Genomic DNA, 13,105 nt, shown 5'->3' with positions numbered 1-13,105 from the left:
GCATGCAAAATCACCGCACGCCATTCCTCGCCCGGCGGCGCACACTGCTGGGGCTGGCACTGGGCGCACCGCTGCTGGCGGCGGCGCAGGACGCCAGCGAGCTGCTCGGCTACGCGCCCCGGGCAACGGCGCCGCCCGGCTACCCGCGCGCCTACGCCGACATCGTCCGCGCGGCCGAAGACGAAGCCCGGCTGGTGATCTATTCCACCACCGATGCCGACGTGGTCAAGCCGCTCCTTGACGACTTCCGCTCGATGTACCCGCGCGTCAGCGTCGAGTACGACGACCTGACCAGCACCGAGCTGTACCACCGCTACCTGGCCGAGACGCAGCTCGGCACCGAATCCGCGGATGTGCTGTGGAGTTCGGCCATGGACCTGCAGGCCAGCCTGGTCGGGCGCGGCTATGCCATGGCCTATGCGTCGCCCGAAGCGTCCGGCCTGCCCGACTGGGCACGGTGGCAGGACCGCGCCTGGGCCACCAGCATCGAACCGGTGGCGATCGCCTACAACCGCAAGCTGCTGCCCGCGGCACAGGTGCCGCATACGCATGGCGACTTCGCCAAACTGCTGGCGGCCCAGGCCAGCCCGTTGCGCGGCCGCGTCATCACCTACGATATCGAGAAATCCGGCCTGGGCTTCCTGCTGGCCGCCCAGGACGCCCGGGCGTGGCCCGCCTTCTGGGACATGGCCGCGGGACTGGGCAGGGTCGATGCCAGGTACGCGACGACCACCGCCGCCATGCTGCGCCAGGTGGCCAGCGGTGCCATGACCATCGCCTACAACGTGCTCGGCGCCTACACGGTTGCCCAGGCGCGCAAAGACGCCGGAATCGGCTGGGCCTTCCTGACTGACTACACGCTGGCGCTGTCGCGCATCCAGCTCATCAGCCAGCGCGCCAGCCACGCGAACGCGGCCCGGCTATGGGTCGACTACACGCTGTCGCGGCGCGGGCAGACCCTGATGGCACAGCGCGCCGGGCTGTATGCCGTGCGCGGCGACGTCGGCGGCGACACTACCGCCGCACATCTGGCAGCGCAACTGGGCACCGGTATGCGCCCGATTCCGAACGACGCGGACCTGACGCGGCATCTGGACATCGCCGCTTACCGCGCGTTCGTCATGCGTTGGCGCGCCGCCACCGGCCAGAGGTAGCCCGGCGGATACTTCTGGCGTCACCCCGTTGTCCAGGATTTGTGGGAAATTAGTCCGCAAGAATCGGAGTTCTTGCGATCGAATCCGGGCCTATTCTGGCACCGTGATCGACCCTTCCAGGACAAGCATCATGAACGCGAAAGCCACCCGCAACGCCCTGTACGCGAGCGACGCATCGCGCTGGCAGGCAGTACAGGCGCGCGACGCCGCCGCTGACGGACACTTCGTCTACGCCGTGCGCACGACAGGCGTGTATTGCCGTCCCAGCGCTTCCGCGCGCCTGCCGAAGCGCGAGAACGTCGAGTTCTTCGATACGCCCGCAGCAGCCGAAGCCGCCGGATACCGTGCCAGCCGCCGCGCCCGCGCCGACCAGACCAGCGCCGCCGCCGGGCGCGCCGCGCTGGTGGCGGAGGTCTGCCGCCTGATCGAAGCTTCCGACACCGTCCCCAGCCTCGATGAACTGGCTGCGCGCGCCGGCATGAGCCCGTTCCACCTGCACCGCGTCTTCAAGGCCGAGACCGGCCTGACACCCCGGGCCTATGCATCGGCCTACCGCGCACGCCGGCTGCGTGCGGGTCTTGGCACACCTGACGCATCGGTGACGGAGGCCATCTACGATGCCGGCTTCAACTCCAACAGCCGGTTCTACGAAACCTCCGACCAGTTGCTCGGCATGCGCGCGCGCGACTACCGGGCCGGCGGCACGGGTGCGGTGATCTACTTCGCGGTCGGCCAATGTTCGCTGGGCGCCATCCTCGTCGCGCAGAGCCAGCGCGGCATCTGCGCGATCCTGCTGAACGATGACCCGGATGCGCTCGTGCGCGAGCTGCAGGACCAGTTTCCCAATGCCCAGCTCATCGGCGGCGATGCCGGCTTCGAAAAGCTTGTCGCGCAGGTGGTCGGCTTCGTCGAGGCGCCGTCCATCGGCCTCAACCTGCCGCTCGACGTGCGTGGTACCGCGTTCCAGGAGCGCGTCTGGCAGGCCTTGCGCGAGATCCCGCCCGGCACGACCGTCAGCTATGCGGAGATCGCCGAGCGCATCGGCAGACCCACGGCAACGCGCGCTGTCGCTCAGGCTTGCGGCGCGAACCACATTGCCGTCGCGATTCCTTGCCACCGCGTCGTCCGTCGCGATGGCGACATTGCCGGCTATCGCTGGGGCGTGGATCGCAAGCGCGAACTGCTGCTGCGCGAAGCCGAAGCCTGACCGGGATAATGCGATGCCTTCATCCGCTACGATATTCGACCAGTTGGACTGGCAGCAGATTGCCGCGCAGCTTGATCAGGATGGCTATGCCCGGCTGCCCGGCCTGCTCTCGCCGGAACAGGCAAGGATCATCGCCCGCGAGACCGGACCATCTACCGCATTACGCCGTCAGTCGCTCGAATCCGCCGGGCTCGGGCGCGGCGAGTTGTTCTGCTTCGGCGGCATGCTTCCCGAACCTTGGGCAAACTGGCGCACGGCGCTATATCGCATGCTGTCGCCCATTGCGGACCGGTGGAACGCACTGATGGATATCGACTACCGCTACCCGGGGGAATTGAGCGAGTTCCTGAAACACAATCGGGAGGCGGCTCAGTGCCAGCCGCTGTCCTGCCTGAATCGCCTTCGTTCTGGCGACTATCTCGCCCTGCATCAACGCGCAGATGGCGAACATGTATTCCCGCTGCAGGTCATCGCGTTGCTCAGCGAACCGGGCGTGGATTTTCAGGGCGGTGAATTCGTAATGACCGAGCAGCGCCCGCGCATGCAGTCGCGGCCAGCGGTGGTGCCGCTCGGGATTGGCGACATGGCGATCATCAGCACAGCCCGGCGCCCTCACCATGGAGCAAGCGGGCACTATCGCGTCAATCTCCGGCATGCGATCAGCCGCGTCCGCGCAGGCGAACGCATCGGCATGGAACTGTCGTTTCATGATGCCCCCTGATTCGGCAACGCCCGGGCCTGGGCCCCGGACGTGGACGCTGACCGATCGCAACGGGGAGCCTTATGCCAGCCCGGTGCCAGGCACGCTCGGCGGCCACCGGGGCAGCAAGATCTACGGCCGCCTCGATTGCCGTTCCGCGCTGCGGGCCATTGCGCGCGGCGGCTACGTCGCGCACCGCGTGTTTTTTGCCGAGGAAGCCGCCGCGATCGCCGCCGGATATCGCCCTTGCGCGGTATGCATGCCGGTGCAATACGCGGCCTGGAAGAAGAACTGACCGGACGGCGAGATCCCGCCGCCAACATGGCGCCCTTTTTGTATCGATGTATGCGCCTGTCGGCACCATATACATGGCGATACAAAGCCCCGGAACTTCGACACATGCCGCATGCGGCGGCCTCCTAGACTTGCGCTCAATTGTTCAGGCACACAGGAGAACGCGATGTCGGAGAAAGTCGATTTGCCCCGCCGGGGATTTCTGGGTGCTGCGGCCGCCACGCTGGCCGCAGCACAGTTTGGCCTCTCGCAAGCAGCACGGGCACAAACCGGCGTGGCGAAAGCCTCGCCCCTGCCCTCTACCCAGCCGGGAACGCATACCACTTTTGCACCGATCAAGCACGTCAATGCAGGCGTGCTTAACGTCGGCTACGCCGAAGCGGGTCCCGCCAACGGCCCCGTCGCGCTATTGCTGCATGGCTGGCCTTACGATATCTACAGCTTCGTCGATGTCGCCCCATTGCTGGCGGCGCGCGGATATCGCGTCATCATGCCCTACCTGCGCGGCCATGGCGCGACGACGTTCCAGTCGCCCGACACGTTCCGCAACGGCCAGCCGTCCGCGATCGCCGTCGACATGATCGCGCTGATGGATGCGCTCCGGATCCAGAACGCCGTGGTGGCCGGCTTCGACTGGGGCGCCCGCACCGCCGACATCATGGCCGCGCTGTGGCCGGACCGCTGCCGCGGGCTCGTGTCCGTCAGCGGCTACCTGATCGGCAACCAGGCGGCCGGCAAGCTGCCATTGCCCCCCGAAGCCGAACTGCAGTGGTGGTACCAGTTCTACTTCGCCACCGAACGCGGCCGCGCGGGATACCAGAAGTACACGCGACAGTTTGCCAAGCTGATCTGGAAGCTCGCATCGCCGCAATGGAATTTCGACGACGCGACGTTCGAGCGCAGCGCCACCGCGTTCGACAACCCCGACCACGTGGACATCACCATCCACAACTACCGCTGGCGACAGGGCCTGGCCACCGGCGAAGCGCGATTCGACGACATCGAACGGAAGCTCGCCACCGCACCCGCCATCCGTGTGCCGACGATCACCATGGAAGGCGATGCCAACGGGGCGCCGCATCCAGAGCCGAGCGCGTATGCCAGCAAGTTCACGGGCCGGTATGAGCACCGGCACCTGTCCGGCGGCATTGGCCACAACCTGCCGCAGGAAGCCCCTGCAGCGTTTGCGCAGGCCGTGCTTGACGTCGACACGCACTGATGCGCGGTGGCTTGCGATGCGAAGGCTGTTTGTTCTGCTTGCCATGACGCTGTCGGCGCTCGCCTCGGAGCTCGGCAGTGCCGGACACCAGTGCGTATGGACCGGCATGCCGAGGCTCACGCGTGAGGAAAAGAAGGACGATTAGCGCGGATCGGCCGCGACAAGCCGGCCGCGCCAGTCGCGCTGGCAAATGCCGGTCAGCTGGCCCATCGCCATGGCATGCGTGGCCAGCCACTGTACGAGGATATCGCCGCGCAACTGCGGGGACGGCTCCGCATCCAGCGCATACAACTGAAAGACGTACCGGTGCGGGCCGTGACCGGGCAGCGGGCGCGGCCCGTCATAGCCGGCGTTGCCAAGACCATTGATGCCGAGCACTGCACCCTCGGGTACGGCGCCCACTGCGAGACTGCCTTCTGCCAGTTCGCTGATGCGTACAGACCCCCAGGCGACCGCATGGACGATGGGCTGCTTGAGCGGTACATCAGGGTCCTCGACAAGCAGCAGCCAGTGCGTCGCACCAGTAGGCATGCCGTGCCACGACAACGCTGGCGAACGATTGGTCCCCACACCAGCGCCCGCCCATCGCTGCGTCATCACGCCCCCGTCCCTCAGCATGGCGCCTTCCACGCGAACCGTGACAGGTACCCTTGCCAGCGAAGCATGGCGGCAGGTCAGCGTGTGCTCGCCGGCGTGCCGTCCGCGCAGCAGCAATCCTGCGCAGCGCTGTACCCATGGACTCATTGCCGGCCTCCGGGCGTTACGCACCATGCCCATGCGCGATCGATGCGGTCCTGCGCCTGCCACGCGCGAATCGCGTCGTCATCCTTCAGTGTGAGCCCGATTTCATCGAGCCCGCTGAGCAAGCCTTCCCGCCGCAATGGCGCGATGTCGAATGCCACCGTCGTGCCGTCCGGCGCGGTGATGGCCTGCGCTGCCAGATCCACGCACACGTGTGCACCATCCAGGCATTGCCGGGCCAGCGCTTCAACCACGTCCATCGGCAGCGTGACCGGCAGCAGGCCGTTCTGGAAGCAGTTGTTGTAGAAGATATCGCCAAAACCCGGAGCGATGACGCAACGCACGCCCATCCCCATCAGCGCCGTGACGGCGCCCTCGCGCGAAGAGCCGCAGCCGAAATTGTTGCCGGCCAGCAGGACCGGCGCGCCGCGAAATGCGGGGTGGTTCAGGATGCAGCCGGGATCTTCGCTGCCATCCGGGCGAAAGCGCAACGCTTCGAATGCGTACTGGCCCAGCGCATCGCGCGATGCATGGGTCAACCGCTCGATGCGGATGATGACGTCGGTGTCGACATTGGCGCGCATCAAAGGCACGGCAGCGCCCGTGACGGTGGTGAATGGTTGCATCGTCATGCCAGGCTCCGCACATCGGTGATACAGCCCGTCACGGCCGCGGCGGCGGCCATGGCGGGGCTCGCAAGATGGGTGCGCGCACCCGGCCCCTGGCGTCCGACGAAATTACGGTTCGACGTCGACACGGATCGCTTGCCCGGTGGCACCTGCTCGCCATTGGCGGCTACGCACATGCTGCAGCCGGGCTCGCGCCACTGGAAGCCTGCTGTCTCGAAGACTTCGCGCAGTCCCTCTGCCTCGGCGGCGCGCTTCACGTTTTCCGAACCAGGCACCACCCAGGCCGTGACGCCCGGCGCCACACGCCGCCCGTTGGCGACAGCGGCGGCCGCTCTCAGGTCCGAGAGCCGCGAGTTGGCGCACGAGCCGATAAACACCCAGTCCACCGGTGTGCCGGCGATCGCGGTGCCGGGCTGCAGGCCCATGTAGTCAAGCGCAGCGCCAATGGCCTCGCGCTGCGCCGCGTCGGCCGTGTCGTCGACGCTGGGAATCGCGCCATCGACCGGAATTGCGTGTTCGGGGCTCGTGCCCCACGTCACGGTAGGCACCGCCGCCGCGGCATCGAAGTACTCTTCGCGATCGAATACCGCGTCTTCGTCGGTGGCCAGCCCGCGCCAGCATGCGGCGGCCTGCTCGAACTGTGCACCCGCGGGGGCGTACTGGCGCCCGCGGATCCATTCGATCGTCTTCTCGTCGGGCGCAACCATGGAGAAGCGCGCGCCAAGCTCCACGCCCAGATTGCACAATGTCAGGCGCGCTTCCACGTCGAGCGCGCGAATCGCCGAGCCGGCGAATTCGATCGCGTAGCCAACGCCAGCGGCCGCGCCCAGCCTGCCGATGATATGAAGGATCAGGTCCTTCGCCGTCACGCCGGCAGCCAGTTCACCGTCGCAGCGTATCCGCATGCGCTTCGGCTTCTGCTGCCGCAGCGTCTGCGTGGCCAACGCATGCGTGCTTTCGGATGTGCCGACGCCGAAGGCCATCGCGCCGAGGCCGCCGTTGGTGCAGGTGTGGCTGTCGCCGCAGATGACGGTCAGGCCGGGCAGCACGATGCCAAGCTCGGGGCCCATCACATGCACGATGCCCTGCCCCGGCTGCCCGAGGTCGAACATCGTGATCCCCGCCATGGCGGAGCCCGCGCGCAGGCCTTCCCACAGCCTGCCGCCAAGGGCGAAGGTGTGGCCATCGCGCCCCGGCTGGCTGGACACGGCGTGGTCCGGTGTCGAGAACACCAGCGACGGATCGTGGAGCTTCAGGCCGCGCGCGGCCACGTCCCGCAGCGCCGGCGGCCCGGAAAGGTCATGCAGCAGATGACGGTCGATATGCAGTAGCGCCCAGCCATCGCCGAGGTCGCGGACGACATGCGCGTCCCAGACCTTGTCGAACAGCGTGCGCGGAGTCATGGCTGCTCCCCGTGCGTGGCGCGCGCGCCGGCATTGAAGCGCTGGCGCAGGTTGTCCCACTCGTCCGCGCCGAAGCGCCGGAAGGTCTGGGCCACGCTGGCCGTGACCGTCGGCGCCATATGCGTCATCTTGAGCGCGGCCAGAGCGGCGTCGCCGGCCTCGATGGTGGCCTTGAGCATCAGGCCAGGCAGGATCGCCAGCTTGTAGCCCATCGCTTCGGCCTCGCGCAGATCGGTAATGGGCGTGCGGCCACCAGGCACGACGTTCAGCAGGCATGGCCCGCGCACGGCCCGCGGCACCAGTGCCACTTCCTCCAGGCTCTGCGTCGCTTCAACGAAAGCCATGTCGGCACCGGCTTCGAGCGCCGCATTGGCGCGCCAGATCGCTTCATCGATGCCGAGCATCGCTCGCGCATCGGTGCGCGCGATGATGACGAACTCCGCAGTGCGGCGTGCATCGACCGCAGCCCGGATCTTCGAGACGAAGGCCTCGCGCGATACCACTTCCTTGCCGTCGAGATGGCCGCAGCGCTTGGGCTCCACCTGATCCTCGATATGAATCCCCGCCACACCGCGCGCCTCATACTCGCGCACGGTGCGCGTGACATTGAGTTCGTTGCCGTAGCCCGTGTCGGCATCCGCAATCAGCGGGATCGACACCGAACGCGCCATCACCGCCGCGTTGTCGACCATCTCGCTCATGGACAGCAGGCCGAAATCGGGAAACCCGCGCGCGGCGGACGTGCCGGCACCGGTCATGTAGCACGCGGCAAAGCCCGCCTGCTCGATCAGGCGGGCGCCGATGGCGTCATAGGCGCCGGGCGCCACCAGCATGCCGGGCGCGGCGAGGCGTTGACGTAAGGTTTGCGTGGGATGCATTGACGATCCTGTGGAAAATGCGTTGTCTCCGAGCTGGCTGGTACGCGATCCCGATCAGCTCACGTGTTTATGTGTTTATATTCTAAATACAACTGTGCGCGAGCGTCAAAGACTTTATTGCGTCGCCAGGGACGTAGCGGAAGAAAGGGCGGGAAGAGGGGGAAGAACAGCGCACCAGACGGCGCGCCGGTAGAAAAAAGCGCCGACCTCAGCGCGTGCCGAGGTCGTGCACGATTTGCCCGGTAACGAGCGTGTTGACGTTGTCGCCCTGGAAGTCCATCAGGATTCGGCTGCGTTCCGGGCTCAGGTAGATGGCAATGTGCAGCACCGGCTCATTGGCCTGGTTGTGCATCAGGCGCAGCAGCTTGAGCAGCGGCGCGCCCACTTCGAGATCGAGCAGGCCGGCCAGCGTGGGATCCGCGAGCTGCGCCGAGATCTCCTGCACGACGCTGCCGAAGCGTACGCCCTGGTTCATCAGCAACTCGTACAGCGCGTGCTTCCTCAGCGCAGCGGCGGAGACGCCCGTGCTCATCGCAGCCGGAATCCAGGCGTCGGTGAGCATCACGGGTCGGCGGTCCATGCTGCGCAGGCGCAGCGCATGCAGCGCACGTTCACCGGGTGCGAGCTGCAGTTGCGCGGCGATATCGGGCGGCGCCTCGGCCTGGCTCACTTCGATCACCTTGACCTGCGTGTCCTGGGCCGCCTTGCGCAGGCTATCCACGAGGCTGAGGCTCGGCGCCTGCCGGCCCGCGGTCTGCTCCGTGACGAACGTCCCCAGGCCGTGCCGCCGTTCCACCAGCCCTTGCGCCGCGAGGTCTGCCAGCGCACGGCGCACGGTGATACGCGAAACGCCGAAACGCTCGCAGATCGCCTCTTCCTTGGGCAGCGCGCCGGTGCCGGCGTAGACGCCGCGGCCGATCTCGTCGCGCAGGACATTGAAGACCTGCCGATGCAGCGATGTACCGGCATTGCGGCCGATGGCGGGAGTCTGAGGGCGAACCTGAGTGGACATGGCAGTGATGTGCGGGACGTGGCGAGGATAGCACAAGGACGGCAGTCGTCCGGCGCCCGCTTGACTTAGATATAATGTGTTTATTACTATATAAACACTAAAACAAACCGGATACGACGCCGCCATGATGGCGCGGCGGCCAAGGAGACAGCATGGACAGCAAACGTATGGGCCGCACGGCATGGATGGCCGGCGCAATGATCTCGATGGTGGCGTCGGCCTCGATGGCGGAGCAGCCGCAGAAACCAGCGTGGAAGCCGGACCGCGCGGTAATGATCGTCGTGCCCTATGCGGCGGGCGGCGGCACGGATGCCACGGCGCGTGCGGTCTCAAAGCAGCTCGGCGCGATGTGGGGCCAGCCCGTCGTCGTGGAGAACCTGCCCGGCGCCGATGGGCTGATCGGAACACGCAAGGTCATGGACGCGCGCCCGGACGGCTACACCCTGCTATTGCAGGTACCGTCCATCGTGGCCACCAAGCACCTTCCCGGATCGAAAGGCATTGATCCGCTCGCGCGGCTGCAGCCGGTCACGGCCATCTCGCAATCGCCCGCGGCAATCGTGGCCAGCGCGAAGCTGCCGGTGACCACGCTGTCCGGGCTGGTGCGCTACTGCCGGACGGCGCCTCAGCCGTGCTCGCTCGCGAGCGGCGAGAGCACCGCGCGCATCTCCGGCAAGCAACTGGCGGCCGAAGCGGGCATTCCCAACCTGATCCTGGTGAACTACCGTGGCACCGGGCCCATCGTGACCGACCTGATCGCCAACAACGTCAATCTCGCCTTCACCGGCATCACCGCTGCCCTGCCCCACTACAAGGCGGGCACGCTGAGGATCCTCGCCACGCAGGGCCGCACGCGCGCCGCCGCGCTGCCCGAGGTGCCAACCACTGCCGAGGCGGGATTCCCGCAGTTCCAGTCCGTGACGTGGTTCGGTCTGTTCGCGCCGCGTGGCACGCCCGCGGCCGTGTCGGAAAGCATCGTGGCCGCCTTGCGCGAAGCGGTGAAGGACCCGGATGTGCGCAAGACGATCGCGTCGGCGGGCGCCGAGCCCGTGGTCAACTCCCCGGCGGAATTCGCGCAGCAGGTGCGCAGCGACGATGAGAGGATCCGCGACCTGATCCGCCAGTACCCGCTGGAGTAACCGCGCGGGGCAAACCCGTTATGCAGCGTGCTGGCCCTGATAGACCTGCAGATGGCAATAGGCAATGCGGCTCAACGGCACCTCATGCCCGAGCACGGCCGCACGCGCGACGAGATCTCCGACAATCGCATCGGCCTCTATCTGGCGTTTGCCTTGTGCGATATCGCGCATCATGGAGGCGGCCCAGGTCGACGATGCATCGAGTAGCCGGCTGCTGACAGCACTCGCGACAGCCTCGGGCAGCGGAAAGCCGCTCAGTGCCGCGACAGCACCGCACTCCGCAATCGCCTGCAACGTCAGGCTCCTGCCGTCGTGCGTATGCATGATCTGGCCGACGTTGCCGCGCATCAGGCAGGTCATCAGCGCGCCGGCGGCGATCATCGCCCACTTGTTCCAGAGTTCCTGGACGATGTCGGATGACAGTTCGCGCGTGCCTGCCGACCGGGAAAGCTGCTCATGGAGCGCGCTGGCAAAATCTTGCGCTTCCGGGGCCCGTGCACCGACGATCAGCCTGTCGTGGCTGCCCGCGTGGGTGACCGTCCCATCGTCAGCGAGCGTCGTCGCGATGTACGACACGCCACCAAGCACGCGCTTCCTGCCGAAGCGCGCGTCGAGCTGGTCATAGGCGGACATCCCGTTGAGCAGCGGCAAGATGGCCGTGTCACTGCCCACGGCCGGGGCAATCGCCAACATGGCGTCTTCGAGGTCATAGGCCTTGCACGCCATGAGCACGAGGTCGTACTCGGGCCTGACCGCCCCCGCCTGCACCGTCTTCACGGCGCGCTTGAAATCACCAAGCGCGCTGCGTACGACCAGTCCATGTTCCGCCAGCGCTTGAGCACGTCCCGCACGCACGAGGAACGTGACATCAGCGCCGGCCTCGATCAGGCGTGCGCCATAGTAACCACCCATGGCGCCGGCACCTAGCACAAGTATCTTCATTAGGTCTCGCCTGTTCAGAGGGATTCGATGGCAAGCGCAATGCCCTGCCCGCCGCCAATGCACAGCGTGACAATGCCGCGCCGGATGCCATCCGACTGCATCGCATAGAGCAGCCGCGTCGTCAGCACCGCACCGGTCGCGCCGATCGGATGCCCGTGCGCAATGGCACCGCCGTCCACGTTGATGATGTCGTGCGGCAGGCCTAGCTCGGCCGCGACTGCGAGCGGCACGGCAGCGAAGGCCTCGTTGATCTCGATACGCTCGATATCGCCGAGCGTCCAGCGGGCGCGCTCGAGCGCCTGGCGCACGGCAGGAACAGGGCCAAGCCCGAACAAGCCCGGTTCCACCGCGCCGACACCGTAGGCAACCAGCCTTGCCATCGGCTTCATGCCCTGGCTTTCAGCAAAGGCGCGCTCGGCCACGAGCATGGCGGCGGCGCCACTGTTGATGCCGGGTGCGTTGCCGGCGGTAATCGTCCCCCCCTCACGGAATGCCGCCTTCAGTCGCGCCAGTGTCTCCAGCGTGGTATCGGGACGATTGGCCTCGTCGACCTTGAACGCGGCCGGAGCGCCCTTGGCCTTCACGGCGACTTCAACGATCTGCGACGCGAACCGGCCTTGCTCCTGCGCTCTTGCAAAGCGCTGCTGCGACCGCTCGGCCCAGCGGTCCTGGGCATCGCGGCTAAGCTCGTAGCGGGTGGCGAGTTCTTCGGTATGCCAGCCCGAGTGCTGGCCGGAGAACGCATCCTGCAAGCCGTCGAACAGCATGCTGTCATGCATGACCGTATCGCCCATGCGTTGCCCCCAGCGGCCGGACGGCACGAGGTACGGCGCGCGGTCCATGTTCTCCATGCCGCCGGCGACCGCGACATCGGCATAGCCGAGCCTGACCTCGTCCGCGGCGGTGGCAATGGCCTGCGCACCGGACCCGCACACGCGGTTGACGGTCATGGCCGGGACGGATACCGGCAAGCCCGCGCGGATGGCGGCCTGCCGTGCGGGGTTCATCCGGTTGCCGGCCTGGATCACGTTGCCGAACACCACGCTGCCGACGCGGCCGGCATCGATACCCGAACGCTGGAGCGACTCTGCGATTGCCGCTGCCCCAAGCTCAACCGCTGGCGTGCCTTTCAAAGTGCCGTTGAATGCACCGATCGCGGTGCGGACGGGGTGACACAACACGACTTCGCGCGTACTCATGAAACTGCCCTCCTACGGACATCGACGACGGTTGCCGGCGCCACAAGCGGCACCTGCGCGCATTGACACAGCGGTAGCGTCAGTTCGGCCACCCATCAACTAGCATTATGCTAGTAACTACTCTAGCCTAACTTTCAACATGAAAGCAATAGAAGTTTCGGGAGTTCCGTGGCGCAGGAAGAAGCATGGACATCGCCCGGGTGCCCCGCCGGTTTGGCCAGGCACTCCAGACGATGTCCATGGTGCGGTCGCTCTGCTGCCCGGCGCTTGACGCGTCCAGGCAACCGAGGAGGGACAGGTGCTTACAGCGGCACGATGTGAGGCGGCTTGGGCTGGAACGGGAATCCCGGCGGAAACTCGGGCAGCTTCAGCATCGGCGGGAGCGATGGCAGCGGTGGCATCGAAGGCAACGACGGCCCTGGCAGGTGCCCGTTCGGGTCGGGCTCGCCCACCGCGATGGAAGCAGGCATGTAGGCAACGCCGCCGCGGATGGCAGCACGGGCAGCCCGGTCCAGTTCGAGGACGCGGGGCAGGTTTTCGATCAGTAGCGTGGACATGGGAATCTCCTGTAGTCATGGAAAGCGAACG

14 protein-coding genes are annotated in these 13,105 nt (G+C 66.8%); 6 read left to right on the top strand and 8 right to left on the bottom strand.

From position 1 onward, the window contains the following. Positions 1 to 2: 2 nt before the first annotated feature. The 5 genes from KHO41_RS15560 (at position 3) to KHO41_RS15540 (ending at position 4,574) form a co-directional block, all read left to right on the top strand. Positions 3 to 1,154: an ABC transporter substrate-binding protein gene (locus KHO41_RS15560; RefSeq protein WP_211954174.1), complete on the top strand. Its 1,152-nt coding sequence runs from the start codon at positions 3 to 5 to the stop codon at positions 1,152 to 1,154. A 130-nt stretch (positions 1,155 to 1,284) separates the two neighbouring features. Further along, on the top strand, positions 1,285 to 2,361 hold the full coding sequence (ada, locus tag KHO41_RS15555; protein WP_211954173.1) for a bifunctional DNA-binding transcriptional regulator/O6-methylguanine-DNA methyltransferase Ada: 1,077 nt from the start codon (positions 1,285 to 1,287) through the stop codon (positions 2,359 to 2,361). A gap of 13 nt (positions 2,362 to 2,374) precedes the next feature. Continuing rightward, positions 2,375 to 3,082, top strand: a complete 708-nt coding sequence (locus tag KHO41_RS15550; RefSeq protein ID WP_211954206.1) for a 2OG-Fe(II) oxygenase — start codon at positions 2,375 to 2,377, stop codon at positions 3,080 to 3,082. After that, the gene (locus KHO41_RS15545) at positions 3,069 to 3,356 is read left to right on the top strand and encodes an Ada metal-binding domain-containing protein (protein ID WP_376989616.1); all 288 of its coding nucleotides are present in this window, start codon (positions 3,069 to 3,071) and stop codon (positions 3,354 to 3,356) included. Before KHO41_RS15550 ends, KHO41_RS15545 begins: the two co-directional genes overlap by 14 nt. A 165-nt stretch (positions 3,357 to 3,521) precedes the next feature. Next, positions 3,522 to 4,574 carry an alpha/beta fold hydrolase gene (locus KHO41_RS15540; protein ID WP_211954172.1) on the top strand — a complete coding sequence of 351 codons (1,053 nt, stop codon included), beginning with the start codon at positions 3,522 to 3,524 and terminating at the stop codon, positions 4,572 to 4,574. A 141-nt stretch (positions 4,575 to 4,715) separates the two neighbouring features. Here KHO41_RS15540 and KHO41_RS15535 read toward each other — a convergent pair whose 3' ends face one another. From KHO41_RS15535 to KHO41_RS15515, 5 genes are all read right to left on the bottom strand, one after another. Continuing rightward, entirely contained in the window at positions 4,716 to 5,318 is a 603-nt protein-coding gene (locus KHO41_RS15535) for a YbhB/YbcL family Raf kinase inhibitor-like protein (RefSeq protein WP_211954171.1), read from the bottom strand. Beyond that, positions 5,315 to 5,941, bottom strand: coding sequence for a 3-isopropylmalate dehydratase small subunit (gene leuD, locus KHO41_RS15530; RefSeq protein WP_211954204.1), 627 nt, complete (start codon positions 5,939 to 5,941; stop codon positions 5,315 to 5,317). The genes KHO41_RS15535 and leuD overlap by 4 nt, the downstream gene beginning before the upstream one ends. A gap of 2 nt (positions 5,942 to 5,943) precedes the next feature. Beyond that, entirely contained in the window at positions 5,944 to 7,347 is a 1,404-nt protein-coding gene (gene leuC, locus KHO41_RS15525) for a 3-isopropylmalate dehydratase large subunit (protein WP_211954170.1), read from the bottom strand. Next, positions 7,344 to 8,225, bottom strand: coding sequence for an isocitrate lyase/PEP mutase family protein (locus KHO41_RS15520; RefSeq protein WP_211954169.1), 882 nt, complete (start codon positions 8,223 to 8,225; stop codon positions 7,344 to 7,346). Before KHO41_RS15520 ends, leuC begins: the two co-directional genes overlap by 4 nt. Positions 8,226 to 8,433: 208 nt before the next feature. Continuing rightward, positions 8,434 to 9,237 (bottom strand): GntR family transcriptional regulator, encoded by an 804-nt coding sequence (locus KHO41_RS15515; protein ID WP_211954168.1) that lies wholly within the window; start codon positions 9,235 to 9,237, stop codon positions 8,434 to 8,436. Between the two features lie 152 nt (positions 9,238 to 9,389). On the opposite strand from KHO41_RS15515, the gene KHO41_RS15510 reads away from it, so the two are divergent. Next, positions 9,390 to 10,376, top strand: a complete 987-nt coding sequence (locus tag KHO41_RS15510; RefSeq protein WP_211954167.1) for a tripartite tricarboxylate transporter substrate binding protein — start codon at positions 9,390 to 9,392, stop codon at positions 10,374 to 10,376. 18 nt (positions 10,377 to 10,394) lie between these two features. On the opposite strand, the gene KHO41_RS15505 is transcribed toward KHO41_RS15510, so the two are convergent. The 3 genes from KHO41_RS15505 to KHO41_RS15495 form a co-directional block, all read right to left on the bottom strand. Next, positions 10,395 to 11,318 carry a 2-dehydropantoate 2-reductase gene (locus KHO41_RS15505; protein WP_211954166.1) on the bottom strand — a complete coding sequence of 308 codons (924 nt, stop codon included), beginning with the start codon at positions 11,316 to 11,318 and terminating at the stop codon, positions 10,395 to 10,397. Positions 11,319 to 11,332: 14 nt separating this feature from the next. Next, positions 11,333 to 12,517, bottom strand: a complete 1,185-nt coding sequence (locus KHO41_RS15500) for a thiolase family protein (protein ID WP_211954165.1) — start codon at positions 12,515 to 12,517, stop codon at positions 11,333 to 11,335. A 302-nt stretch (positions 12,518 to 12,819) separates the two neighbouring features. Further along, complete coding sequence (locus KHO41_RS15495) at positions 12,820 to 13,074, bottom strand: hypothetical protein (protein ID WP_211954164.1); 255 nt, start codon at positions 13,072 to 13,074, stop codon at positions 12,820 to 12,822. Positions 13,075 to 13,105 lie beyond the last annotated feature (31 nt).

The organism is Cupriavidus numazuensis (genome assembly GCF_905397435.1).
In the GTDB taxonomy this organism is placed as follows: Bacteria; Pseudomonadota; Gammaproteobacteria; order Burkholderiales; family Burkholderiaceae; genus Cupriavidus; species Cupriavidus numazuensis.
The sequence above is the reverse complement of the archived record's forward strand: the minus strand, read 5'-3'. Positions and strand labels throughout refer to the sequence as shown.